22 protein-coding genes and 1 pseudogene are annotated in these 23,351 nt (G+C 69.7%); 10 read left to right on the top strand and 13 right to left on the bottom strand.

Annotated features, from left to right (window positions below):
- Nucleotides 1-77 precede the first annotated feature (77 nt).
- Nucleotides 78-479 carry a winged helix-turn-helix transcriptional regulator gene (locus tag ACQP1O_RS14875; RefSeq protein ID WP_433566374.1) on the top strand — a complete coding sequence of 134 codons (402 nt, stop codon included), beginning with the start codon at nt 78-80 and terminating at the stop codon, nt 477-479.
- 135 nt (nt 480-614) lie between these two features.
- On the opposite strand, the gene ACQP1O_RS14870 is transcribed toward ACQP1O_RS14875, so the two are convergent.
- Complete coding sequence (locus tag ACQP1O_RS14870; RefSeq protein ID WP_433566373.1) at nt 615-1,187, bottom strand: helix-turn-helix domain-containing protein; 573 nt, start codon at nt 1,185-1,187, stop codon at nt 615-617.
- 86 nt (nt 1,188-1,273) lie between these two features.
- Between ACQP1O_RS14870 and ACQP1O_RS14865 the strand changes: the two genes are divergently transcribed.
- Entirely contained in the window at nt 1,274-2,251 is a 978-nt protein-coding gene (locus tag ACQP1O_RS14865; protein ID WP_433566372.1) for a quinone oxidoreductase family protein, read from the top strand.
- Nucleotides 2,252-2,263: 12 nt separating this feature from the next.
- Here ACQP1O_RS14865 and ACQP1O_RS14860 read toward each other — a convergent pair whose 3' ends face one another.
- The 4 genes from ACQP1O_RS14860 to ACQP1O_RS14845 are packed head-to-tail and all read right to left on the bottom strand — an operon-like array spanning nt 2,264 to nt 4,793.
- Nucleotides 2,264-2,521 (bottom strand): YciI family protein, encoded by a 258-nt coding sequence (locus tag ACQP1O_RS14860; protein WP_433566371.1) that lies wholly within the window; start codon nt 2,519-2,521, stop codon nt 2,264-2,266.
- A gap of 19 nt (nt 2,522-2,540) precedes the next feature.
- A complete protein-coding gene (nusB, locus tag ACQP1O_RS14855) occupies nt 2,541-3,047 on the bottom strand; it encodes a transcription antitermination factor NusB (RefSeq protein ID WP_433566370.1) in 507 nt (168 codons plus the stop codon).
- A 20-nt stretch (nt 3,048-3,067) separates the two neighbouring features.
- Nucleotides 3,068-3,631 (bottom strand): elongation factor P, encoded by a 564-nt coding sequence (efp, locus tag ACQP1O_RS14850; protein WP_354837343.1) that lies wholly within the window; start codon nt 3,629-3,631, stop codon nt 3,068-3,070.
- 37 nt (nt 3,632-3,668) lie between these two features.
- Nucleotides 3,669-4,793, bottom strand: coding sequence for a M24 family metallopeptidase (locus ACQP1O_RS14845; protein ID WP_433566369.1), 1,125 nt, complete (start codon nt 4,791-4,793; stop codon nt 3,669-3,671).
- A 150-nt stretch (nt 4,794-4,943) separates the two neighbouring features.
- Here ACQP1O_RS14845 and ACQP1O_RS14840 point away from each other — a divergent pair, with 150 nt between their 5' ends.
- From ACQP1O_RS14840 to aroB, 4 genes and pseudogenes are all read left to right on the top strand, one after another.
- On the top strand, nt 4,944-5,405 hold the full coding sequence (locus ACQP1O_RS14840; protein WP_433566368.1) for a prepilin peptidase: 462 nt from the start codon (nt 4,944-4,946) through the stop codon (nt 5,403-5,405).
- Nucleotides 5,406-5,466: 61 nt separating this feature from the next.
- Nucleotides 5,467-6,672, top strand: a complete 1,206-nt coding sequence (aroC, locus tag ACQP1O_RS14835; RefSeq protein ID WP_379387245.1) for a chorismate synthase — start codon at nt 5,467-5,469, stop codon at nt 6,670-6,672.
- Nucleotides 6,673-6,743: 71 nt separating this feature from the next.
- A pseudogene (locus ACQP1O_RS14830) lies at nt 6,744-7,235 on the top strand (shikimate kinase); the annotation flags it as partial.
- Between the two features lie 793 nt (nt 7,236-8,028).
- A complete protein-coding gene (gene aroB, locus ACQP1O_RS14825) occupies nt 8,029-9,147 on the top strand; it encodes a 3-dehydroquinate synthase (RefSeq protein WP_357008225.1) in 1,119 nt (372 codons plus the stop codon).
- Between the two features lie 128 nt (nt 9,148-9,275).
- On the opposite strand, the gene ACQP1O_RS14820 is transcribed toward aroB, so the two are convergent.
- A complete protein-coding gene (locus ACQP1O_RS14820) occupies nt 9,276-9,758 on the bottom strand; it encodes a B-4DMT family transporter (protein WP_433566367.1) in 483 nt (160 codons plus the stop codon).
- A gap of 124 nt (nt 9,759-9,882) precedes the next feature.
- Between ACQP1O_RS14820 and ACQP1O_RS14815 the strand changes: the two genes are divergently transcribed.
- Both ACQP1O_RS14815 and ACQP1O_RS14810 read left to right on the top strand, forming a co-directional pair.
- Nucleotides 9,883-10,500, top strand: coding sequence for a helix-turn-helix transcriptional regulator (locus ACQP1O_RS14815; RefSeq protein ID WP_433566366.1), 618 nt, complete (start codon nt 9,883-9,885; stop codon nt 10,498-10,500).
- 13 nt (nt 10,501-10,513) lie between these two features.
- Nucleotides 10,514-10,990, top strand: a complete 477-nt coding sequence (locus ACQP1O_RS14810; RefSeq protein WP_433566365.1) for a DUF3291 domain-containing protein — start codon at nt 10,514-10,516, stop codon at nt 10,988-10,990.
- Nucleotides 10,991-11,014: 24 nt separating this feature from the next.
- Here the strand turns inward: ACQP1O_RS14810 and ACQP1O_RS14805 are convergent, their stop codons facing one another.
- The 4 genes from ACQP1O_RS14805 to alaS all read right to left on the bottom strand — a co-directional run bounded on the left by ACQP1O_RS14805 (nt 11,015) and on the right by alaS (nt 16,645).
- Nucleotides 11,015-11,824 (bottom strand): shikimate dehydrogenase, encoded by an 810-nt coding sequence (locus ACQP1O_RS14805; protein ID WP_433566364.1) that lies wholly within the window; start codon nt 11,822-11,824, stop codon nt 11,015-11,017.
- A complete protein-coding gene (gene mltG / locus ACQP1O_RS14800; RefSeq protein WP_433566363.1) occupies nt 11,814-13,325 on the bottom strand; it encodes an endolytic transglycosylase MltG in 1,512 nt (503 codons plus the stop codon). Before mltG ends, ACQP1O_RS14805 begins: the two co-directional genes overlap by 11 nt.
- Nucleotides 13,322-13,774, bottom strand: coding sequence for a Holliday junction resolvase RuvX (ruvX, locus tag ACQP1O_RS14795; protein ID WP_357008253.1), 453 nt, complete (start codon nt 13,772-13,774; stop codon nt 13,322-13,324). The genes mltG and ruvX overlap by 4 nt, the downstream gene beginning before the upstream one ends.
- 204 nt (nt 13,775-13,978) lie before the next feature.
- Nucleotides 13,979-16,645, bottom strand: coding sequence for an alanine--tRNA ligase (gene alaS, locus ACQP1O_RS14790; RefSeq protein ID WP_433567689.1), 2,667 nt, complete (start codon nt 16,643-16,645; stop codon nt 13,979-13,981).
- A 71-nt stretch (nt 16,646-16,716) separates the two neighbouring features.
- Between alaS and ACQP1O_RS14785 the strand changes: the two genes are divergently transcribed.
- A complete protein-coding gene (locus tag ACQP1O_RS14785) occupies nt 16,717-17,376 on the top strand; it encodes a CatB-related O-acetyltransferase (protein WP_433566362.1) in 660 nt (219 codons plus the stop codon).
- A gap of 89 nt (nt 17,377-17,465) precedes the next feature.
- Here ACQP1O_RS14785 and ACQP1O_RS14780 read toward each other — a convergent pair whose 3' ends face one another.
- Nucleotides 17,466-18,824 (bottom strand): replication-associated recombination protein A, encoded by a 1,359-nt coding sequence (locus tag ACQP1O_RS14780; RefSeq protein ID WP_433566361.1) that lies wholly within the window; start codon nt 18,822-18,824, stop codon nt 17,466-17,468.
- Between the two features lie 100 nt (nt 18,825-18,924).
- Nucleotides 18,925-20,094, bottom strand: coding sequence for a phosphotransferase family protein (locus ACQP1O_RS14775; protein ID WP_433566360.1), 1,170 nt, complete (start codon nt 20,092-20,094; stop codon nt 18,925-18,927).
- Between the two features lie 195 nt (nt 20,095-20,289).
- Between ACQP1O_RS14775 and ACQP1O_RS14770 the strand changes: the two genes are divergently transcribed.
- Nucleotides 20,290-21,345, top strand: a complete 1,056-nt coding sequence (locus ACQP1O_RS14770) for a hypothetical protein (RefSeq protein WP_433566359.1) — start codon at nt 20,290-20,292, stop codon at nt 21,343-21,345.
- A 93-nt stretch (nt 21,346-21,438) separates the two neighbouring features.
- Here the strand turns inward: ACQP1O_RS14770 and aspS are convergent, their stop codons facing one another.
- Complete coding sequence (gene aspS / locus ACQP1O_RS14765) at nt 21,439-23,232, bottom strand: aspartate--tRNA ligase (protein ID WP_433566358.1); 1,794 nt, start codon at nt 23,230-23,232, stop codon at nt 21,439-21,441.
- Between the last annotated feature and the right edge of the window lie 119 nt (nt 23,233-23,351).

The following is a 23,351-nucleotide window of genomic DNA, read 5'->3' as shown; positions in this document are numbered from 1 at the left end:
AGTCGCAAACCTACGGAGTGTTACTCTCCGTCGGGAAGTACGCACCTCGGAGTGCGTACCGTACGCGAGGGAGAGTCATGGTGACCAAGACCGCGGCCCAGCGGCGCACCGAGGCCCGCCGCGCCTACGACGCCTACATCCAGGAATGCCCCACCCGGCATCTGCTCGACCGCATCAGCGACAAATGGGTGAGCCTGCTGCTCACCGCGCTCGCCGACGGACCCCGCCGCTACGGCGACCTGTCCCGCATCGTCGCGGGCGTCAGCCAGAAGATGCTCACCCAGACCCTGCGCACGATGGAACGCGACGGGCTGGTCAGCCGCGCGGTGACCGCCTCGGTACCGGTCCGGGTCGACTACGAGCTCACCGAGCTCGGCCGCAGTCTGCTCCCGGTCATGCAGGCGATCAAGAGCTGGGCCGAGACCCACATCGAGGATGTCCTCGCCGCTCGCGAACGCTACGACGACAACCCGAACTGACCCGGAGCGTTACCACTCGGGCATATCCGTCGCGACTCGGACGTATCCGTCGCAACTCGGGCATATCGGTTGCGGCTCGGGCGAATTCGCTGCGGCTCGGGCGGATTCGGTGTGGCTCGGGCGAATCCTCCAGCCTCAGGCAGATCCGTCGAGGACCGACTGGACCAGCTGCCGGACGGCTTCGAACAGCCGGTCCTTCTGGCCGTTGCGGACCAGATAGGGCACCAGGTCTCCACCCAGGGGCGCGAGTAGCAACCCGCCGACCACATCGGCGTCGAGATCGGGGCGGACCTCGCGGAGCAGGGCGCTGATGTGGGCGGCCCAGAACGCGTGGAGTTCCTCGGCACGCGGATGCGGGGGGATTGCCTGATAGGCGACCGAGATCTCGATGTCGTCGGCGACGAGGCGGGTCATGGCGTCGAAGTAGGCCAGTAGGCGCTCCCCCGCCGGAGCGCCCGGACCCAGCGGCGGCGGACCCGACCGCACGGCCTCCATCAGGTCGAACGCGCCCTCGGCCATCAGTTCGTGCAGCAGGCCGGCTCTGCTGCCGAAGCGGTGGAAGAGCGTGCCCTTGGCCACCCCGGCCGCTGCCGCGATCCGTTCCATCGTGGCGGCTTCGGCCCCCTCCTCGGCGAACAGCTTCCGCGCCGCCGCGAGGATTGCCTGCCGGTTGCGCGCTGCGTCGGCGCGTTCCTTGGGCCGGTCCATATCACCACTTTCATTGACAACTTGACCGACGGTCAATATCTTCTCAGACATATCTTGACCGCCAGTCAACTTATGAGAGGTTTTCAATGCAGGCAATCCTATTGACCGGTACCGGCGCACCCGACGTCCTGGTGGCGAGCGAGGTGCCCACGCCGCGCCCGCAGGCCGGGGAGATCCTGGTGCGCACCGAGGCGATTCCGGTGCTGTTCCCGGAGACCATGCTGCGGTCGGGGGCGTTCCCGCTGCCGGTGGAATTCCCGATCGTCTTCGGCACCCAGGCCGCGGGCGTCATCGCCGAGGTCGGCGCGGGCGTGGACCCGGCACTGATCGGGCAGCGCGCAGTGGTGAGCAGCAACAGTTTCGGCACCTATGCCGAGCAGGTCTGTGTTCCGGTGGAGACGGCGACCGCGATTCCGGACGGCCTGGGCACCGTCGAGGCGGCGGCCGTCACCATGAGCGGGTCGGTCGCGATCCCGCTGCTGGAGACCGCGCGGCTCACCGGCACCGAGACCGTCCTGATCGAGGCGGCCGCGACCGGTGTCGGCGCCTATCTCACCCAGCTGGCCAAGGAATACGGCGCCGCGCGGGTGATCGCTACCGCGGGCGGGGTCGAAAAGGCCGCACAGGCACGCGAATTCGGCGCGGACATCGTCGTCGACCACCACATTCCCGGCTGGACGGAGCAGCTGCGCGAGATGCTCGGCGGCACAACGCTGGACGTCGTGTTCGACTCGATAGGCGGCGAATCCGCCCTGGCCCTACTGGATCTCATGACGCCGCTGCGCGGCCGCATGCTCAGCTACGGCTTCCTGTCCGGCGCACCCGCGCAGGTCGGCGCCATGGACCTGATCATGCGCGGCCTCACCCTGATCGGCTGCTCCGGACCGGACTGGCTGGCGGGGGTCGCCGCTGCGCGCGGCGCGGCACTGAATCGCGCCGCGACGGGATCCCTGACCCCGCTCGTCGACCGCGTGCTACCGCTCGACCGGGCCGCCGACGCCCATCGGCTGCTGGCCGACCGGGCGGCCAAGGGCACGATCGTGCTGCGTCCCGCCGGGGCGTGACGAAAGTCCGGATCAGCCGGTGATTTCCCACTCGTAGACGGTGAGTTCCGAAGCGCCCGTAGTGTGAATCGGGTCGGTATGGATCAGTTCCTGTGCCGCAGCCAGGTTTTCGGCGGTGATCACGTACGCGCCGCCGCTTCCGTCGGTGAATTTGCCGGTTTCCACCAGCTGTCCGCGCTCGCGGACGGCCGTCAGCCAGTCCTTGTGCGGGACGATGACGGAGTCGTCGAAGCGCGGGGTGCGCATGGCCATCACGAGATACTTGCGCACCCTGCGCTTCTCCTTCGAACTACTTCTCGTCGTCGGCGACGACGGTGGCGCGGGTCGCGGCCGCGGCCGCCCGCACCTGCGGGGCCACCTGGACCACCTGCCCGAGCACACCATTGATGAACGACGGCGAATCGTCGGTGGACAGCTCCTTGGCCAGCTCCACCGCCTCGTCGACCGCCACCACCGGCGGAACGTCGTTGGCGTGGAACAACTCCCACACCGCCACCCGCAGAATGGCGCGGTCCACGGCGGGCAGCCGTCCCAGCGTCCAATCCTGCAGGTACGACTCGATGGTGCCGTCCACCCGGTCCAGATCGTCGGCGACGCCTTCGACCAGGACCCGGGTGTAGGGGTTCACCGGCGCCACCGACTCCTCACTCACCGCCAGCGAGACACGCTCGGACAGCAGATCCGCGGGATCGATATCGCGGGCCTCCGCCTCGAAGAGCAGATCCACCGCGCGCCGGCGCGCCTTGTGCCGTGCGCCGAGCTTCTTGAACGACTTCTTGTCCGATTGATCGGCCACGGAAGACATTATCCGTCGCGTCAGTTGTTGACGCGGCTGATGTAGCTGCCGTCGCGGGTGTCGATGCGCAGCTTGTCACCCTGGTTGATGAACAGCGGCACCTGCACCTCGGCGCCGGTCTCCACGGTGGCGGGCTTGGTGCCGGCCGAGGAGCGGTCGCCCTGCAGGCCCGGCTCGGTGTGGGTGACGATCACGTCGATGGCGACCGGGAGCTCGACGAACAGCGCCTCGCCCTCGTGCATGGCGATCTGCACGGCCATGTTCTCCAGCAGGAAGCCCGCGTTGCGGCCCAGCAGCTGCTCGCTCAGGTGGATCTGGTCGTAGGTGTCGCCGTCCATGAAGATGTAGTCCTGACCATCGTGGTACAGGTACGTCATGTCGCGACGGTCGACGGTCGCGGTCTCCACCTTGACGCCGGCGTTGAAGGTCTTGTCGACGACCTTGCCCGAGACCACGTTCTTCAGCTTGGTGCGCACGAAGGCGGGACCCTTACCCGGCTTCACATGCTGGAACTCGACGATCTGCTGCAGCTGATTGTCGATCTTCAGCACGAGGCCGTTCTTGAAGTCGCTGGTGTCCGCCACTGTCTTCGGATCTCCTACTAGTCGGTCGAACCGCGCGTCAGTCGACGACGGTCAGGTCTTTGCTGGTGCGGGTGAGCAGCTCCGGGCCCCCCTGGCGAACCACGAGTGTGTCCTCGATCCGGACACCACCGCGGCCGGGGAAGTACACACCTGGCTCGACGGTCACCGCCACGCCATCCAGCAGTGTACCCGTGCCCGTTTTGGCTATTCCGGGCGCTTCGTGAATCTGCAGGCCCACACCGTGCCCGAGGCCGTGCACGAACAGCTCACCGTGCCCGGCGGCCTCGATCACCGCGCGCGACGCCGCGTCCACCGCCTTGGTCGAGACGCCCGGGGTCAGGGCCTCGCGGCCGGCCTGCTGCGCCCGCTGCACCAGGTCGTAGACCTCGCGCTGCCAGTCCGTGGGCGCACCCAGCACGAAGGTGCGGGTCATGTCGGAGTGGTAGCCGCCGACCACCGCGCCGAAGTCGAGCTTCACGAAATCACCGGTGGCCAGCACCGACCCGGTCGGGCGATGATGCGGGACAGCCGAATTCGCGCCCGCGGCCACGATGGTCTCGAAGGCGACCGCCTCCGCGCCGTGCTCGAACATGAGCCACTCCAGCTCCCGTGCCACCTCCCGCTCGGTGCGGCCGGGACGCAGGCCGCCGCGCTCGAGCAGGGTGGCCAGGGCCGCGTCGGCGGCGTCGCAGGCCGCGCGCAGCTGCTCGACCTCGTAGTCGTCCTTCACCATGCGCAACTGCTCGACCAGCCCCGAGACCGCGACCAGGTCCAGGCCGGTGCCCAGCGCGGACAGGCCGCGATGCTGTTCGACGGTGACCACGTGGCTCTCGAAACCGACCCGGCCGGTCTGCCACTCCCCCGCGATCTCCATGACGCGACGGGCACTGGCCCGGTTGATCTCGGCGCGCAGATCGGGCACCTGCACGCCGACCTGGGTGAGGTAGCGGCCGTCGGTGCAGATGATGGTGCGGTCCTCGCTGGAATCCCAGGCGTACACCAGCAGTGCTGCGTTGGACCCGGTGAAACCGGTCAGATACCGGATATTGATCAGGTCCGTGACCAGCAGGGCATCGACGCGGTTCTCCACCAGCAGATTGCGCAGGCTGGCCCTGCGCAGGGCGTAGTCGGGGCGCCGGGCCGGATCGTGATCAGCAGACATGCGTCAAAGCTACCGCCGACACGCCGCAACACCGACACGCAACACGTGAATGACCTGGTAATGGAACTCACGCTGTTCACATCGCAAGCGGTTCTCCACATTTCGCGATCGCGCCCCCCGCACCGGCCGCCGCCGCGCGACCCTCGATCCATGTCTCCGTTGCCGGCCCTGCTGCTGACCCTGTGGTGCGTCGCTCTGAGCGTCTGCGATCTGCGCAGCCGACGGCTACCGAACGTCCTCACCCTGCCCGGCGCCGCGCTCGTGCTCGGCTACGGATTCGCCACGGGCAGGCCGACACTCGCGGTCTCCGGCGCGCTGCTGCTGGCCGTCCCCTACCTGCTCGTCCACCTCTGCTGCCCGCGCGCCCTCGGCGCGGGGGACGTCAAACTAGCCCTCGGTCTAGGGGCCGCGACAGCCCTCTGCGGCGCCCAGACCTGGTCCTGGGCAGCCTTGGCCGCGCCCATGCTCACCGCCACCGCCGGCCTGGGCGGGATGCTCGGGCATCGACTGCGGATCCCGGGTGCGGCCGGGCGGGCGGTCGTCGCCGGGACGCTCGCGCACGGGCCCGCGATGTGTGCCGCGAGCGTGGTGGCGGTGGTGGCCGGGCGCTGACATCGGGCTATGCGCGGGCCGTGTGTTCGAGCACCCCCGCTGTCATGGAAAGATGTCACTCGTGTTGCGCTGGATAACTGCCGGAGAATCCCATGGTCCTGCTCTCGTCACCATCCTCGAGGGGATGGTGGCCGGTGTCGAGGTGACCTCCGCCGAGATCGGCGCGCAGCTGGCCCGGCGACGGCTCGGGTACGGGCGCGGCGCGCGGATGAAGTTCGAGGCCGACGTGGTCACCATGGTCGGCGGCGTGCGCCACGGCCGCACCATGGGCGGCCCGGTCGCCATCGAGGTGGCGAACTCGGAGTGGCCCAAGTGGACCCAGGTCATGTCCGCCGATCCGGTGGACGAGGCCGAGCTCGCCGACCTCGCCCGCAACGCCCCCCTCACCCGTCCCCGCCCGGGCCACGCCGACTACTCGGGCATGCTCAAGTACGGCTTCGACGACGCCCGCAACGTCCTGGAGCGGGCCAGCGCCCGCGAGACCGCGGCCCGGGTCGCGGCGGGCACGGTGGCCAAGAACTTCCTGCGCCAGGCGCTGGGCGTCGAGGTGATCTCGCACGTGGTGTCCATCGGCGCCGCCGCGAACACCACCGGCGTCGTCCCGACCGCCGCGGATCTGGACGCCATCGACGAGTCGCCGGTGCGCGCGTTCGACAAGGACGCCGAGGCGGCCATGATCGCCGAGATCGAGGCGGCCAAGAAGGACGGCGACACCCTCGGCGGTGTGGTCGAGGTCGTGATCGAGGGCCTGCCCGTGGGCCTGGGCTCGTTCACCTCCGGTGAGGCGCGCCTGGATTCGCGACTGGCGGCCGCGCTCATGGGCATCCAGGCCATCAAGGGCGTCGAGGTGGGCGACGGTTTCGAGACCGCCCGCCGCCGCGGCAGCCAGGCCCACGACGAGATGCGGCCGGGCCCCGACGGCGTGCTGCGCTCCACCAACCGCGCGGGCGGCCTGGAGGGCGGCATGACCAATGGCGAGGCGCTGCGCGTGCGCGCGGCCATGAAGCCGATTTCGACCGTTCCGCGGGCGCTGTCGACGGTCGACATGTCCTCCGGCGAGGAGGCCGTCGCCATCCACCAGCGTTCGGACGTGTGCGCGGTGCCCGCGGCCGGTGTGGTCGCCGAGGCGATGGTGGCGCTGGTCGTGGCGCAGGCCGTGCTGGACAAGTTCGGCGGCGACTCGCTGCCCGAGACCGTCGACAACATCCACGCCTACCTGAAGCGGATCAACGCCCGCCCGCACATCCCGGGCCACGCCGGGCAGTGACCGCTGACGACAGCGCGGTGTCCGGCGAGCACGAACCCACCGCGGCGGCCGGTGAAACCGACCGGCCCGCAATCAGTCTGGTGCTGGTCGGCCCGCCGGGCGCGGGCAAGTCCACGATCGGGCGCAAGCTGGCCCGGGAGCTCGGCGTGGACCTCTACGACACCGACGCCGGGATCGAGGAGCGCGCCGGGCGCACGATTCCGGAGATCTTCGCCGAGGACGGCGAGCCGGAGTTCCGCCGCATGGAGGAGGAGGTCGTCCGCGACGCCGTCCTCGCCGGGCACGGCGTGGTCTCCCTCGGCGGCGGTTCGGTGCTCTCGGCCGCGACCCGCGCCCTGCTGCACGGCCGAACCGTCGTCTACCTGGAAATCAGTGTGGGCGAAGGGCTGCGCCGCACCGGCGCCAGCACCAACCGCCCGCTGCTGAACGGCGACGACCCCGCCAAGAAGTACCGCGAGCTGATGAAGATCCGCCGCCCCCTCTACCGCGAGGTGGCGACCGTGCGGGTGCGCACCGACGGCCGCAGCCCCGGCCGCGTCGTCCGCATGATCCTGGCCAAGCTCGGACTGGAACCGATTGCGCGCCCGGAGGATTCGGTCACCGAGACGGCCACCGTCGAGCCCGGCGTCAGCTCCCGCTCGCGCGCCCGCCGCAAACGCCGCCGCGGCGGCCGCGGCCGGGGCGAGAACAGGCCGGGCGACGTCACGAATACGACTGCCGCCGAAGCCGATTCGCCCCTGGCCGCCGAGGGGCGCAACGGCCAGGGCTCCCCTGCCTCGCCCGCCGACTCGGCCGAGGCCACCGGGGGCGCGAAACGCGCTCGGCGCAACCGGCGTTCGCGCCGCCGCGGCGGCCGCGCCACCGCGGCCGTTCCACCCGCGACGACCGCCGAGACCACCGCCGGTGCGCCGCCCGCCGGTGCGCCGGGGAACACGTCCACCGGCGGACGCCGTCGCCGCGCCTCCCGTATGGCCGGTGCGCCCTCGAGTTCCGCTGCCGGTGGCCAGGATTCGCCCCGCACCGCAGCTCCCGTCGGAGCGGCCGACGCGGTCGCCCCGAACACACCCGCCGCACCATCGGATGCCCGCGTATCCGGCGCAGTCGCCGCGCCCGGCAGCGGACGCTCGCGTCGTGCCCGAGCCCGACGGGCCCGGGCGCGCGCCCGCGAACAGGAGCACACGCCGGCCGACGGCCCGGTTCCCGGTGCCACTTCCCCTGCGGTGGAAGGAGGTTCGTGATCCTGAGCGCACCATCGCGCGCCGCGGGCACGCGCCGCCGATCCGTTCGACAACTTCCCCGCCCCACGGGGTCACGCTATTCCCCGCCGATGGGCGGGACCATTCACGGAGGAGTCCTATGAGCGAGCCGACTCGCATCGAGGTCCGCACGGCCGACCCGTACCCGGTGATCATCGGCCGGGGGCTGCTGGGTGACCTGGTCGACCAGGTCACCGGCCGGTCCGGCGTGCGGACCGTGGCGATCTTCTACCAGCCGCCGCTGGCCGAGACCGCCGAGGTGGTGCGGAAGGCCCTCGCCGACAAGGGCATCGACGCGCACCGGGTGGAGATCCCCGACGCCGAGGCCGGTAAGGATCTGCAGGTCGCGGGCTTCTGCTGGGAGGTGCTCGGCCGCATCGGGCTGACCCGCAAGGACGTGATCGTGAGCCTGGGCGGCGGCGCGGCCACCGACCTGGCCGGTTTCGTTGCCGCCACCTGGATGCGCGGCGTGGACATCGTGCACGTGCCGACCACGCTGCTGGCCATGGTGGACGCCGCGGTGGGCGGCAAGACCGGCATCAATACCGAGGCGGGCAAGAACCTGGTCGGCAGTTTCCACGAGCCGGCCGCGGTCATGGTGGATCTGGCCACGCTGGAGACGGTGCCGCGCAACGAGATCGTGGCCGGCATGGCCGAGATCATCAAGGCCGGCTTCATCGCCGACCCGGTGATCCTGGAGCTGGTGGAACGCGACCCGCAGGCCGCCCTGGACCCGACCGGCGACGTGCTGCCCGAGCTCATCCGCCGCGCCATCCAGGTCAAGGCCGATGTGGTGGCCGCCGACCTCAAGGAATCGGATCTGCGCGAGATCCTCAACTACGGCCACACCCTCGGCCACGCCATCGAGCGCCGGGAGCGGTACCGCTGGCGGCACGGCGCGGCCGTCTCGGTGGGCCTGGTCTTCGCGGCCGAATTGGGCCGCCTGGCAGGCCGTCTCGACGACGCCACCGCCGAGCGGCACCGCACCATCCTGGAGAGCATCGGCCTGCCCACCACCTACGACGCCGATGCGCTGCCGCAGCTGATGGACGCCATGCAGACCGACAAGAAGACCCGTTCGGGCGTGCTGCGTTTCGTGGTGCTCGACGGCCTGGCCAAGCCGGGTCGGCTGGAGGGCCCGGATCCGAGCCTGCTGGCCGCGGCCTACTCGGCCATCGCCCGCGAGGACGGCCCGACCGGCGGCGCGATTCTGCTGTAGGGCACAACGGCTTTCATCTCAGCGCCCGTCGCCGGACTCCGGCGGCGGGCGCTGCCGTCGGTGCCCCCGGATACGAAAAACCCCGCGCCACCCGATCGGTGGCGCGGGGTCGAGCGCGGACGGGAGCCTCAGACGCCGGCGGGCTCCGGGTTGGGTGTGGTGGCGGCGGGGGTGCCGGACTGCTTCTTGCCGTCCCGGCCGGCCAGCCAGCGGCCGACAGCGACGCCGAGCATGCCCGGGATGAAGATCAGCAGCACGATGAAGGACGCGGCCGAGGTGATGTTGAAGACCAGACCCTGATCACCCAGGTCGAAGCCCGGAATGAAGTCGAGGATCCAGGCGGCCAGGCCGGAGCCCAGGCCACCGGCGAGCGCGGCCTTGAGCCAGCGCATGGTCAGATCGGCGCCACGCTCGGGATCGGGATTCGCGCGCCGATCGGCGCGGCCGTCCAGTACGCCCCACGCGATCACCGAGCCGACCAGCACGATCAGGCACAGGATCCGCATCCAGGCGCCCGTGGTCGGCCAGTACCTCATGCCGAAACCGAGCAGGGCCTCCAGCACAACGGTCAGCGCCCCCAAGCCCACGGCGCGCAACACCCACGCATTCATGACGATCACCTTAACCTGCGCGGCCGCCCGGCCGAACCGAATGAATTGAAACTTGTTCCAGAACCATAGCCGGAGCGGGGCCGCGGGACACACCCGGGCCTGACACGCTGCTACAAAAGACAGCGTGAGCATCGACGCCGTCGCCCTGCTGCAGGATCCGATCCGCAAGCGGCTCTACGACCATGTGGCGGCCGCCGACCACGACGTGAGCCGGGACGAGGCGGCCGCGGCCGTCGAGATCAAACGGCCGCTGGCCGCCTTCCATCTCGACAAGCTCACCGAGGCCGGACTGCTGGACGCGGTGTTCCGCCGCCCGGAAGGCCGCACCGGGCCCGGCTCGGGACGGCCCGCCAAGTTCTATCGCCGCGCCGACGCGGAATTCGCGATCACGCTGCCGGCCCGCGACTATCGCATGGTCGCAACGATTCTCGCCGAGGTGGTCGAGCACGAGGGCTTCGAGGACGCCATCGCGAAGGCCGCCGCCGCGCACGGGCCGGCCCTCGCGGGCCGTGATCTGTTCGAGGTCCTGCGTGAGCGCGGCTACGAGCCCTACCTCGACGGCGACGCGATCCGCCTGCGCAACTGCCCCTTTCATCGCCTCGCCGTGGACTTCCCGCCGCTGGTCTGCGGCATGAATCTGGCCCTGCTGGCGGGTCCGGCGGCCGAGGCCGGCTGGACCGCGCGGATGGATCCGGCGCCGGGTCGATGCTGCGTGGGTTTTTCTAAAACTAATGATTGCTAGTTATAGTCGGAGAATGCACCTCGCACAGCTGAACATCGGGCGCATGGTCGCCCCCGAAGGCGATCCCCGGGTCGCCGAATTCTTCTCGGCCCTCGACGAGATCAATGCCGTCGCCGAAGCCTCCCCCGGCTTCGTCTGGCGCATGGTGGACGGCGAATCCAACAACGCCACCTCCCTGCGCCCGTACGACGGCGAGCCGGACATGCTGGTGAACATGAGCGTGTGGGAATCGCGGGAAGCGTTGTTCGACTACGTCTATCGCAGCGGCCACATGGACTACGTGCGCCGCCGCCGGGAATGGTTCACCCCGCTGCGCGAGGTCTTCACGGTGCTGTGGTGGGTGCCGGAGGGCATGCTGCCCACGCTCGCCGACGCCATGGCACGACTGGACCACCTGCGTGAGAACGGGCCGACGCCTTACGCTTTCACCTTCCGGCAGGCCTTCGAACCGGACACGGCCGCGGAAACATCTGCGGCCGTCCTCGATTAGCGGGTCACGCCCGCGAGCGGGCGATCAATCCCGCAGGGCCGCAGCCATTTCGGCCCGTGGAGCGGGCTTGCCGGTGAACTGCTCCACCTGCCCGTATGCCTGATTGAGCAGCATCTCCAGGCCGCTGACCACGGTATTGCCCACGCGGGCAACCGCTTCCGCGAGCGGGGTGGGCCACGGGTTGTAGATGGCGTCGAGCACCACCGGGGCCGCCGCCACCGAATCCGCCACGGCCGCGGCCGCCTCGGCGGGCACGGTGCTGACGACGGCGTCCACGTCGGAACAGACGAACAGCAGGCCCTCGGGGTCGAAATCGAGCACCTCGGCCGACATGCCCAGCTGCTCGGCCAGTTCCAGGGTCCCGGCGGCGCGGCCGCGATCGCGGGCGACGATGGTGACGGTGTGCGCGCCCAGGTCGGACAGCGCCAGCAGGGCCGGGCGGGCGGTGCCGCCCGCACCCAGCACGACGGCGCGGGAAATCTCCTGCACGCCGGCGCCTTCCAGCGCGCCGCGCACGCCGTCCACGTCGGTGCAGTCCGCACGCCAGCCGGAATCGGTGCGCACCAGGGTGTTCGCCGAGCCGACGAGGACCGCGCGCTCGGTGCGCTCGTCGGCGTAGCCGAGCGCGGCGACCTTGCCCGGCATGGTCACCGACAGCCCGACCCATTCCGGCCCGAGCCCGTCCACCAGGCCGGGCAGCTGTTCGGCGGTGCACTCGATGCGCTCGTAGCTCCAGTCCAGGCCCAGTGCCCGGTAGGCCGCCAGATGCAGTTGCGGCGACCGGGAATGCGAGATCGGGCTGCCGAGCACGGCGGCCCTCCGGCTAGCGTCCACTGTCGAGGATTCCACTCTGCCTGGCCTTTTCGATGTTGCGCAGGTGCTCCTGATAGCTCTCGGTGAACAATGTGGTGCCCTGCTTGTCGACGGTCACGAAGTACAGCCACGGGCCGGGCGCCGGATTCTCCATGGCGCGCATGGCATCCAGCGACGGCGCCGAGATCGGCGTGGCGGGCAGACCGGCCATGGCATAGGTGTTCCACGGGGTCTTGTGCGCACGGTCGGAGTCGGTGGTGGCGACCTCGGTCTTGTCGAGGGTGTAGTTGACGGTGGAGTCGAACTGCAGCGGCTGCTGCGCGGCGAGTCGATTCACGATGACCCGCGCCACCTTCGACATGTCCTGCGGCAACGCCTCCCGCTCCACCAGCGACGCCGCGATCAGCGTGTCGTACGGGCTCAGGCCGTTCGCCGCGCCGGACTGCGCCACCCCGGTGGCGTCGTAGCTCGCCGCGCTCGCGGACACCAGCTGCTTGAGGATGTCCAGCGCGTTGGCGCTCGGGTCGAAATCCCAGGTGCCACCGGCGATCAGGCCCTCGAGCTGGCGGGAACGGTCCGGCACCGACCGCACCCGGTCCAGCGCCCACACCGGCACGCCCAGCGCGGCCGGATCAGCGGTGGCCCCGGCCTGGTCGAGCTGCTCGTAGGTGACGCACTTGGCGGCGGTGCCGGTGCCGACGCAGCTGGCCTCGGCGATCTTGCGGTAGATGCCGTCCTTTCGCGCGCCGGTGGTGACGTCGCTGGAGTCGTGCAGCTGTCGGCCCTCGGAGATGACCACATTGCCGACCCGGGCGTCCTTGCTGAACAGCGCGGTCACCGCTTCGGAGCCCTTGCTGTGGCCCGGAATGGCGTAGTAGCCGGGCTGGATGGAGTTCATGTTCGTATTGCGCACGGCCGCTTCGTAGAACGCGCCGCTGCTGGCCACCACGCCCCTGTCGGCCATGGTCTGCGCGATCTGTGTGGCGGTGTCACCCGGCTTGATCTGGATGATGACCAGCGGGCCCTGCGGGCCCGAGAAGTCGGGGGGCGGGCTCAGCTTGCCGACGAACTTCCAGCCCGCGAATCCGACTGCGCCGACGAACAATACGGCGAACACACCCGCGATGACGAACAGATTGCGGCGGCGCCGCTTGCGCTCGGCCGCTTTCCGCGACGCCATCCGGGATCGCTTGGGACGCTGACTGCCCCGCGACCCCGCGCGCGACTGCGATCGGGTGGCCCGGCGGCCCGGCTCGGCGCGCTGGCCCCGGTCGCCGCGGCGGCCGCGCTCGGGGCGCTGGGCCGCGCTGCGGCGCGGGGGCTCCGGCTCGAGCGGGGGCTCCTCGTCGTATTCCTCGCCCTGGTAGTGCTCGTCGTCGTAACGCTCATCCTCGTAGCGGGGGATGACGGTGGTGTCGTCTTCGTAATCGTCCGCCTCGGACCAATCCAGATCGTCGCGGCGGTAACGCCGTTCGGCGTTCTGGCGGTAGCGTTCCTCGGCCCGCGTCCAGCGGTCGGTCATGCGTCATCACCGCGCGGCTTCAAAAGGGCACTCCGTTCGTCCAACCATCCTTGCAGGATCGACACGGCGGCGGCCTGATCGATGACCTGCCGCTGCCCGCGTGCGCGAACTCCACTGTCTCGCAACGCACGTGCAGCAGACACCGTAGTCAAACGTTCGTCGGAAAGTCGCACCGGCACCGGCGCGATCAGGGTCCGCAAACGCCCCGCGAAGGTGGCCGCCAGCTTAGCCGACGCGCCGCTCTCCCCGCGCAATGTGCGCGGCAGGCCGACGATCACCTCGACGGCCTCGTACTCCCGCACAATGTCGGCAATTCTGGATAGATCGGAGGCGAGGGTGCCGGGCGCGACCTTCTTCGCGCGCGGCACCGTCTCGACCGGGGTGGCCAGCAATCCGTCCGGATCGCTGGAGGCGACACCGATGCGCACCGACCCCACATCGATGCCGATGCGCCGGCCGCGGCCCGGGTCCCGTTCCGGCGAGGGCCGCTCCGACGCGAAGCCCCGCCCGCCGGCCGAGACCCCGGAGGCCTCGGTCGGCGTGCGAGCAAATCCGGAGGAATGTCCCGAATCCGGCCCTGCCGGGTCTGCTTCGGGTACGGGCCGGGTCCCGTCTGCGGGACCCGGCGTGTCGGATGTGTCCGCGTCGTCCATTTATCCGGCGAGCTCGGCGACCCGCGCACGCAGGGCGGCCAGACCCGCCTCGATGCCCGACGGGTCCGAACCCGCGCCCTGGGCCATCTCGGGCTTGCCGCCACCCCGGCCGGAAATGGCCGGACCGAAGGCGGACACCAGATCCCCGGCCTTGATGCCGAGATCCTGGGCGGCCTTGGTGACCGCGGCGACGAACGGCACCTTGCCATCGGCATGGCCGAGCAGCACCACGATGGCGGGCTCGGAACCGAAACGACCCTTGATGTCCTGCACCAGGGTGCGCAGATCGCCCGCGCCCACGCCCTCGGGCGCGGCGGCGGCGACCAGCAGCACCTTGCCGACCCGCTGGGCCTGCTCGACGAAGGTGCCCGCGCTCGACAGCACGGCCGCCATCTTGGTGCGCTCCAGCTCCTTCTCGGCGGTCTTGAGCCGCTCGACCAGCTGCTCGACGCGCCCCGGCACATCCTCCGAGGGCACCTTCAGCGACGAGGCGACACCGGCCAGCAGCGCCCGCTCCTTGGCCAGGTACTTGTAGGAGTCCAGACCGACGAAGGCTTCCACGCGGCGGATGCCGGAACCGACCGACGACTCGCCGAGCACGGTGATCGGGCCGATCTGCGAGGAGTGCTGCACGTGGGTGCCACCGCAGAGTTCCATGGAGAACGGTCCGCCGATCTCCACGACCCGCACCTCGTCGCCGTAGTTCTCGCCGAACAGGGCCATGGCGCCCATCTTCTTGGCGGAGGTCAGGTCGGTGACGAAGGTGTTGACCTGGAAGTCGTCGGCCACCGCGTCATTGGAGACGGCCTCGATATCGGCCTTCTGCTGCTCGGACAGCGCACCCTGCCAGTTGAAGTCGAAGCGCAGGTAGCCCGGCTTGTTGAGCGAGCCGGCCTGAACCGCGTTGGGGCCCAGCACCTGTCGCAGCGCGGCGTGCACCATGTGGGTACCCGAGTGGCCCTGGGTGGCGCCACGCCGCCAGGCCGGATCGACCTGCGCCAGCACGGTGTCGCCCTCGGTGAGCTGACCCACCTCGACGGTGGACTTGTGCACCCACACCTTCTTGGCGATCTTCTGCACGTCGTTGACCTTCACCTTGAGGCCGTGCGACGAGACGAGCGAACCGCGGTCGGCGATCTGGCCACCGGACTCGGCATAGAGCGGGCTGCGGTCCAGGATCACTTCGACGTCCTGCCCGGCCTCGGCGACCGGCACCCGGACGCCGTCCTTGATCAGGGCCAGCACGGTCGCCTCGGTCGACAGTTCGTCGAAGCCGGTGAACTCGGTCGCGCCGCGGTCCACGAACTCCTTGTAGACGGTGAGGTCGGCGTGCGCGTGCTTGCGCGAGAGCGCGTCCTCCTTGGCCCGCTTGCGCTGCTCGGCCATGAGCGCGCGGAAGCCCTCCTCGTCGACCTGAAGGCCGGCTTCGGAAGCCATCTCGAGGGTCAGGTCGATCGGGAAACCGTAGGTGTCGTGCAGGGTGAACGCGTCGGTGCCGCTGATCTTCTTGCTGCCCTGGGCCTTCACCTCGTCGACGGTCTCGTCGAACAGCTTGGTGCCGGTGCTCAGGGTCTTGAGGAACGCGGACTCCTCACCGACGGCGACCGTTTCGATGCGCTTGAAGTCGGTGGTGAGTTCCGGGTAGGACGGCGACATCAGGTCGGCGACGACCTTGATGAACGCACCCATCACCGGCTGCTCGGCGCCCAGCAGGCGGGCCGACCGCACGATGCGGCGCAGCAGGCGGCGCAGCACGTAGCCGCGGCCGTCGTTGCCGGGGTTCACGCCGTCGCCGATCAGCATGGCGGCGGTGCGGGCGTGGTCGGCGATGACGCGGAAGCGCACATCGTCGGCGTGCTCGACACCGTAGGAGCGGCCGGTCAGCTCCTCGGCCTTGTTGATGATCGGGCGCAGCAGATCGGTCTCGTAGACATTGTCGACACCCTGCAGCAGGAACGCGACACGCTCGATGCCCATGCCGGTGTCGATGTTCTTCTTGGGCAGCGGGCCGAGGATCTCGAAGTCGTCCTTGCCGCGCCCGGCACCGCGCTCGTTCTGCATGAACACGAGGTTCCAGATCTCGAGGTAGCGGTCCTCGTCGGCCTCGGGTCCGCCCTCGACGCCGTATTCGGGGCCGCGGTCGAAGTAGATCTCCGAGCACGGGCCGCACGGGCCGGGGATGCCCATGGACCAGTAGTTGTCGGCCATGCCGCGGCGCTGGATGCGCTCGTCCGGCACGCCGAGCTCACGCCAGATCTGCTCGGCCTCGTCGTCGTCGAGATACACGGTGACCCAGAGTTTTTCCGGATCGAAGCCGTAGCCGCCGTCCTCGACGGGGTTGGTGAGCAGCGACCAGGCCAGCTCCATGGCCCCGCGCTTGAAGTAGTCGCCGAAGGAGAAGTTGCCCGCCATCTGGAAGAAGGTGTTGTGGCGGGTGGTGACGCCGACGTTCTCGATATCGCCGGTACGGACACACTTCTGCACGCTGGTCGCGGTGTCGAAGGGCGGGGTCTGCTGACCGAGGAAATACGGCACGAACTGGACCATGCCTGCGTTGACGAACAGCAGGTTGGGGTCGGCCAGGATCAGCGAGGCACTCGATACCTCGGTATGTCCGGCCTTTACGAAATGCTCCAGGAAGCGCCGTCGAATCTCGTGGGTCTGCACAACCATCCAGCCTACCGGTCCGGGGCCAGGGAGTTTCCACCCACCACCGGGCGATAGCTACCATCGCCGGGGTGACTGTGATCCCGGACCCATCCCAGCGCTTCCCTCTCCCCCACGCGCACCGCACCGTCTTCCTGAAACCGCACGTCACCTCGCCGAACATCGAGGTCGGCGACTTCAGCTACTTCGACGATCCGGACGCGGCGACCGCCTTCGAGACCAACAATGTGCTCTACGCCTTCGGCCCCGAGAAGCTGATCATCGGCAAATACTGCGCCATCGCGAGCAACACCCGCTTCATCATGGCCGGCGCCAACCACGCCACCTCGGGCGTGTCGACCTTCCCGTTCACCATCTTCGGCGGCACCTGGGCCGAGGAGACCATGGACATCATCACCTCGATTCCGTCCAAGGGCGACACCGTGGTCGGCAACGACGTGTGGATCGGCTACAACTCGCTGATCATGCCGGGCGTCCGTATCGGCGACGGCGCGATCATCGCCACCGGTGCGGTCGTGACCTCCGACGTGCCGCCGTACACGATCGTCGGCGGCAACCCGGCGCAGGTGGTCAAGCAGCGTTTCCCGGACGCGGACGTGGCGCGACTGCTGCGCGCCGCCTGGTGGAACTGGCCACTCGAACTGGTCACCGAGCACGTGCGCGTGATCATGGCCGGCACGCCCGCCGACATCGAGCGCATCGCCATCCACGAGGGGCTGCTGGCGGACTGACCAGCGCCGCAAGCGCATTCGCGGCGGGCCGAGCGACTGTTTCTGGCAGTCGCCGCAATTCGGCGCGTACCGCACCTGCGCACTCGAGGCTATTTACCCCGGACGATGCGGCGCAGTTTGGTGACGCGAGGACCGACTTCACGCTCGTAGCCGTGATCGGTCGGCTGGTAGTAGTCGACGCCGACCAGTTCGTCCGGTGGATATTGCTGGGAGAGAACGCCGTCCGGATGGTCGTGCGGGTACTTGTAGCCCTGGGCATTGCCGAGGGCGGCGGCGCCGGCGTAGTGGCCGTCGCGCAGGTGGGCGGGCACCGCGCCCGCCTTGCCCGCGCGCACGTCGGCCATGGCGGCCGCGAGGCTCTTGACCACCCCGCCCGACTTCGGGGCCGTGGCGATGTGAATCGTGGCCTGGGTCAACGCCAGTTGCGCCTCCGGCATGCCGACCAGCTGGACGACCTGGGCGGCCGCGACCGCGGTCTGCAGGGCGGTGGGGTCGGCCATGCCGACCTCCTCGCTGGCCTGGATCATCAAGCGGCGGGCGATGAATCGCGGATCCTCACCCGCGCTGATCATGCGGGCCAGGTAGTGCAGCGCGGCATCGACATCGGAGCCGCGCAGGGATTTGATGAAGGCGCTGATGACGTCGTAGTGCTGGTCACCGGCGCGGTCGTAGCGCACCGCCGCCTTGTCGACGCTGGCCTCGACCAACTTCACATCGACGGCGCCGTCCAGGGACGATTCGGCCGACGCCTCCAGCGCGGTGAGCGAGCGCCGCGCGTCACCGCCCGCGATCCGCACGATGTGGTCGAGCGCCGCGTCGGTGACCGTGTACTCCCCCGCCAGCCCGCGCGGGTCGGCGATGGCCCGGGTCAGCACCGTGCGAATGTCGGCCTCCGACAAGGACTGCAGCTGCAGCACCAGCGAGCGGGACAGCAGCGGTGACACCACCGAGAACGACGGATTCTCCGTGGTCGCCGCGACCAGCAGCACGATCCGGTTCTCCACCGCCGCCAGCAGCGCGTCCTGCTGGGTCTTCGAGAACCGGTGCACCTCATCGATGAACAGCACGGTCTGTTCACCGACGGTGAGGCGGCGGCGCGCCAGATCGATGACGGCCCGCACCTCCTTCACGCCCGCCGAGAGCGCCGACAGCGCTTCGAACCGCCGCCCCGTGGCCTGCGACAGCAGCGAGGCGAGGGTGGTCTTGCCGGTCCCGGGCGGTCCGTACAGCAGCACCGAAGCCGCCCCGGACCCTTCGATCAACCGCCGCAGCGGCGACCCGGGCCCGAGCAGATGCTGCTGCCCGACCACCTCGTCGAGGGTGCGCGGTCGCATCCGCACGGCCAGCGGCGCGAATCGGTCGTCCCCGCTGGGAATGTGCGCGGCTCCCGCCTCGAAGTCGTCGACTACGGCCTGCGTGCCCGGCGCATCGAACAGCCCATCACTCACGCCCCCGACCCTACCGACCGGCTCCGACACACTCGCCGACCACGACGCCGTCCCCGGACAGCGCGTCCACACCGCCGATCGGCCGCGGTGGCGCGGAGGATCACTCCTCCCAGTGCTCTTCCAGCGTGGCCGAGACGTGCTCGGCGAAGTCGCCGAGGGTGTCGTCGCCGGTGCAGCGGGCGTCCTCGGCGAGGGCGGCCCAGCGGTTGATCAGGGCGGCCGAACGCGGGATGGACAGACCGTGCTCGCGAGCGGCGGCGATGCGGGCGTGGTCGGCGGGCAGGAACCAGTAGGTGGACAGCCACACCCAGATGAGCCGCGCCTCGAGGATGCGCTCGGCGAGCACCTCGTCATCGGCGAGGGCCGGCCACACCGCGACCACCTCGGAGCGCCAGGCCTCCACCATCTGGCGGGCGCGGTCGCGCGACAGCTCGAAATCGCACAGGCAGCCCGGGAACGAGACCAGGGCATAGGCGATGTCGAGGGTGGCGTCGCGGAAGCCGCCCCACTCGTAGTCCAGGAACCGCGCGCCCTCGTCGTTGAGGATGACATTGTCGGGGCACAGGTCCGAGGGACTGAAGGCGCGGTAGCGCCCGGCGGAGAAGAGCCGGTTGCCGCGCACGATCCGCTCGGCGATCTCACCCGGCACCTCGATGCCCAGCTCGCGCTGCAGCATGATCGGCACCTCGGCGACCGCGGATTCGGCTTGTTGCGCTATGCCGTCCACGCGGTGCACCACATCGACGCGGCGCAGCAGCGCCACGAAGTCCGCCTCGCGGCCCACGGTCGCGGCGTGCATGCGGCCCAGTGCCTGAGCGAATGCCATGAGCGCGTTGCGCCCGCTCGGTTCCACGCCGGACTGCAGGACCGCGGTCAGCGAGGTGTTCTCACCGAGGTCGCTGAGAATGAGCAGGCGGTCCGGCAGGCTGTAGCCGAGCAGGTAGGCGCCGGGCCGGTGGTCACGGCCGAGGGCGGTGGTGAATTGGTAGGAGACCGCCTCGCGCAGGAATGCGGAGTCGATGCTGGCGACGCCGGGAGCCATGCCGCCGGTGCGCCGCTGCGTCGCCGTGCCCGCTACCTGCTTCACAATCAGTGTGCGAGGTAGCGAAAAGGCGTTCTCTGCAACGCGGACACGGAGTACCGTCGTCCTACCACTGCCGCTGAGTTCCAACGGATCGCTCAGCTTCACCGGAGCACCCATTCGCTTTGTGAGCAACTGTTGTGCCGCGGACACGACTTCGGCGGCGCGTTCGGCCAATAGTGCGGTCATCGGAACCCAAGTTACTCCCGTCAGGTCACTTTCAGCGAGCGGTTACGCAACCTTTCGCGCGTCGGACGGCGTGTCTCTGGGGTGGGTTTGCCCACGCGGCGCTGGTTGCTTGACACAACCAGGGCCTTCTAGTTGTCTCATGGTCACTTGCTGTGCGCCACACCGTAAACCGGGAAATGTGAAAGGCTTGCGACCATGACTGGCACGCCGCCCTCAGCACCGTACGAGCCCTCCGGCGACCGTCCCGTCGCGGGGGGCGGCGAGCAGTATCCGTCCCACGCCGGGCAGCACCAAAACCCCGAGCCCGCACCGGTTTCCGGCGCGCCCGAGCCGGGCCCCGTGCCCGGCCGCCACCAGCTTCCCGGCCTCGCCGGGTACCCGCAATTCGACGGCCCCGGCGCCGCGCAGTACGGCAGCGAGCCCGTGGAACCCCCGCCGGCCTTGACCCCGCAGCCGGGCGCGCCGCAGCCGCCGGCCGGGCATGGCCCGGGCACGCCGCAGCAGTTGCCGCCGACAGGCATGCCACCCGGCGGGAATCCGCCTCCGCCGGGCGGATTCCCGCCGGGTACGATGCCGCCGCCCGCCGGTGCCCGGCCCGCCGAGCCGGCTCCGACACCGGGCTATACACCCCCGCGAGAGACCCTCGACGTCGGCGCGGCCCTCACCTACGGGTGGGATCGGTTCCGGCTCAATCCCATTCCCTGGGTGGGCATGGTGCTGATCGGCATGATCGCCTGGCTGATGGTCACATTGCTGGTGAATATGGTTGACGTGCAGTCGCTGTCGGCCGTCGTCCTGATGTTCGCGGTGGCGTCGCTGGTGGTGTGGCTGCTGCAGGCCGCCATGATCCGCGGCGCGCTGTACGAAACCGACGGGACACCACCGGATTTCCCGGCCTTCTTCGGCTTCGTGAATGCCGGGAATGTGCTGATCACCGCGCTCATCGTGTTCGCGCTGTGCTTCGTGGCCTCGATCGCGTGCGTGTTCCCGGCGATCATCGTGGGCGTGCTGTGCATGTTCGCGCTGCACTTCGTGATCGACCGGGACCAGAACCCGATCGCCGCAATCCAATCCAGCGTGCGACTGGTGATCGCCAATGCCCTGCAGGTGACCCTGCTGGCGCTGGGGGTGCTGATCATGACCGTGATCGGCACGGTGCTGTGCGGATTGGGCCTGCTGGTGGCCGGACCGGTCACCGCCATCGCCACCACCTACGCCTACCGCTCGCTGACCCACGGGCTGGTGGTCTGAGTTCGATCCGCCCGCACGCGCGAGCCGCTGTCGACGACGGAGCCCGCCGGTATCGCTGATACCGGCGGGCTCTCGACTGTCCGGGCGCCGCCCTTACTTGGCGTCGTCCTTGATCGGGTTGCCGTTCGCGTCGAGCTTGGCGTTGAGCCCCGCCTCCTGCCGCTGCTGCAGGGTGATCGGGGTGGGCGCGTCGGTGAGCGGGTCGACGCCGCCACCCGACTTCGGGAAGGCGATGACCTCGCGGATCGAGTCCACCCCGGCCAGCAGCGCGGTGATGCGGTCCCAGCCGAAGGCGATGCCGCCCATGGGCGGCGCGCCGAAGGAGAAGGCGTCGAGCAGGAAGCCGAACTTCTCCTGGGCCTCCTCCTCACCGATGCCCATCACCTGGAACACGCGCTCCTGTATGTCCCGGCGGTGGATACGGATGGAGCCGCCGCCGATCTCGTTGCCGTTGCAGACGATGTCGTAGGCGTAGGCCAGCGCCGAGCTCGGGTCGGTGTCGAAGGTGTCCAGGTGCTCGGGCTTGGGCGAGGTGAAGGCGTGGTGCACGGCGGTCCAGGCCGAATAGCCCAGGGCCACATCGCCGCTCGCGGTGGCGTCGGCGGTGGGCTCGAACATCGGGGCGTCCACGATCCACACGAAGGCCCAGGCGTTCTCGTCGATGAGGCCGCACTTGCGGGCGATCTCGCCGCGGGCCGCGCCCAGCAGCGCACGGCTGGACTTCATCTCGCCCGCCGCGAAGAACACGCAGTCGCCGGGCTCGGCGCCGACCTGCTTGGCCAGGCCCTCGCGCTCGGAGTCGGTGAGGTTCTTGGCGACCGGGCCGCCGAGCGTGCCGTCCTCGTTGAAGGTGATGTAGGCCAGGCCCTTGGCGCCGCGCTGCTTGGCCCACTCCTGCCAGGCGTCGAACTGGCGGCGGGGCTGCGACGCACCGCCCGGCATGACGACCGCGCCGACGTAGGGAGCCTGGAACACGCGGAACTGCGTGTCCTTGAAGTACTCCATCATCTCGGTGATCTCGACCTCGAAGCGCAGGTCCGGCTTGTCGGAGCCGTAGCGGCGCATGGCCTCGGCGTAGGTCATGTGCGGGATCGGGGTCGGGATCTCGTAGCCGACCAGCTGCCACAGCGCGGCCAGGATGTCCTCGGCCAGCAGGAGGACGTCCTCCTGCTCGACGAAGCTCATCTCGATGTCGAGCTGGGTGAACTCGGGCTGGCGGTCGGCGCGGAAGTCCTCGTCGCGGTAGCAGCGCGCGATCTGGTAGTAGCGCTCGATGCCGCCGACCATGAGCAGCTGCTTGAACAGCTGCGGCGACTGCGGCAGGGCGTAGAACTTGCCGGGCTGCAGGCGGGCGGGAACCAGGAAGTCGCGCGCGCCCTCGGGGGTGGAGCGGGTCATGGTCGGGGTCTCGACCTCGATGAACGCGTGCTTGGCCAGCACGGCGCGGGCGGCGGCGTTCACCTTGGAACGCAATCGGATCGTGTGCGCCGGGCCTTCGCGGCGCAGGTCCAGGTAGCGGTACTTGAGGCGGGCTTCCTCGCCCGGCTCGTCGTCGAGCTGGAACGGCAGCGGCGCGGCCTCGTTGAGCACCTCGAGCTCGGTCACATTGACCTCGATGGCGCCGGTCGGCAGGTTCGGGTTCTCGCTGCCGGCCGGGCGGTTCTCGACCACGCCGGCGATCTTCACCACGAACTCGTTGCGCAGCTTGTGGGCGGCGGCCGCGGGTTCGCCTTCACGGAAGACGGCCTGGGCAACACCCGACGCATCGCGCAGATCGATGAAGATCACGCCACCGTGGTCTCGCCGCCGGGCCACCCAGCCGGTGAGGGTGACGGTCTGACCGGCGTGCTCGCTTCGCAGCGAACCAGCCAAGTGGGTGCGCAGCACGGGATTCCTTTCGACGGGCTCGAAGCACCGGTGAGATGTGACCAGGTGCAGACCCATCGTAGAGAGACACGTTCAGCGAGTGGAAACCGATATCGACTCGCCCGTGTCAGAGTGATAGC

Source organism: Nocardia sp. CA-151230 (assembly GCF_050942175.1).
Taxonomy (GTDB): Bacteria; Actinomycetota; Actinomycetes; order Mycobacteriales; family Mycobacteriaceae; genus Nocardia.
The sequence above is the reverse complement of the archived record's forward strand: the minus strand, read 5'-3'. Positions and strand labels throughout refer to the sequence as shown.

Bases quoted from the DNA above. Each gene is read 5' to 3' on its own strand.
- ACQP1O_RS14870 (WP_433566373.1), bottom strand. From the start codon at position 1,187: ATGGACCGGCCCAAGGAACGCGCCGACGCAGCGCGCAACCGGCAGGCA.
- ACQP1O_RS14775 (WP_433566360.1), bottom strand. From the start codon at position 20,094: ATGACCGCACTATTGGCCGAACGCGCCGCCGAAGTCGTGTCCGCGGCA.
- ACQP1O_RS14810 (WP_433566365.1), top strand. From the start codon at position 10,514: ATGCACCTCGCACAGCTGAACATCGGGCGCATGGTCGCCCCCGAAGGC.
- ACQP1O_RS14820 (WP_433566367.1), bottom strand. From the start codon at position 9,758: ATGAATGCGTGGGTGTTGCGCGCCGTGGGCTTGGGGGCGCTGACCGTT.
- aroB (WP_357008225.1), top strand. From the start codon at position 8,029: ATGAGCGAGCCGACTCGCATCGAGGTCCGCACGGCCGACCCGTACCCG.
- ACQP1O_RS14770 (WP_433566359.1), top strand. From the start codon at position 20,290: ATGACTGGCACGCCGCCCTCAGCACCGTACGAGCCCTCCGGCGACCGT.
- ACQP1O_RS14865 (WP_433566372.1), top strand. From the start codon at position 1,274: ATGCAGGCAATCCTATTGACCGGTACCGGCGCACCCGACGTCCTGGTG.
- mltG (WP_433566363.1), bottom strand. From the start codon at position 13,325: ATGACCGACCGCTGGACGCGGGCCGAGGAACGCTACCGCCAGAACGCC.
- ACQP1O_RS14875 (WP_433566374.1), top strand. From the start codon at position 78: ATGGTGACCAAGACCGCGGCCCAGCGGCGCACCGAGGCCCGCCGCGCC.
- ACQP1O_RS14840 (WP_433566368.1), top strand. From the start codon at position 4,944: ATGTCTCCGTTGCCGGCCCTGCTGCTGACCCTGTGGTGCGTCGCTCTG.
- ACQP1O_RS14845 (WP_433566369.1), bottom strand. From the start codon at position 4,793: ATGTCTGCTGATCACGATCCGGCCCGGCGCCCCGACTACGCCCTGCGC.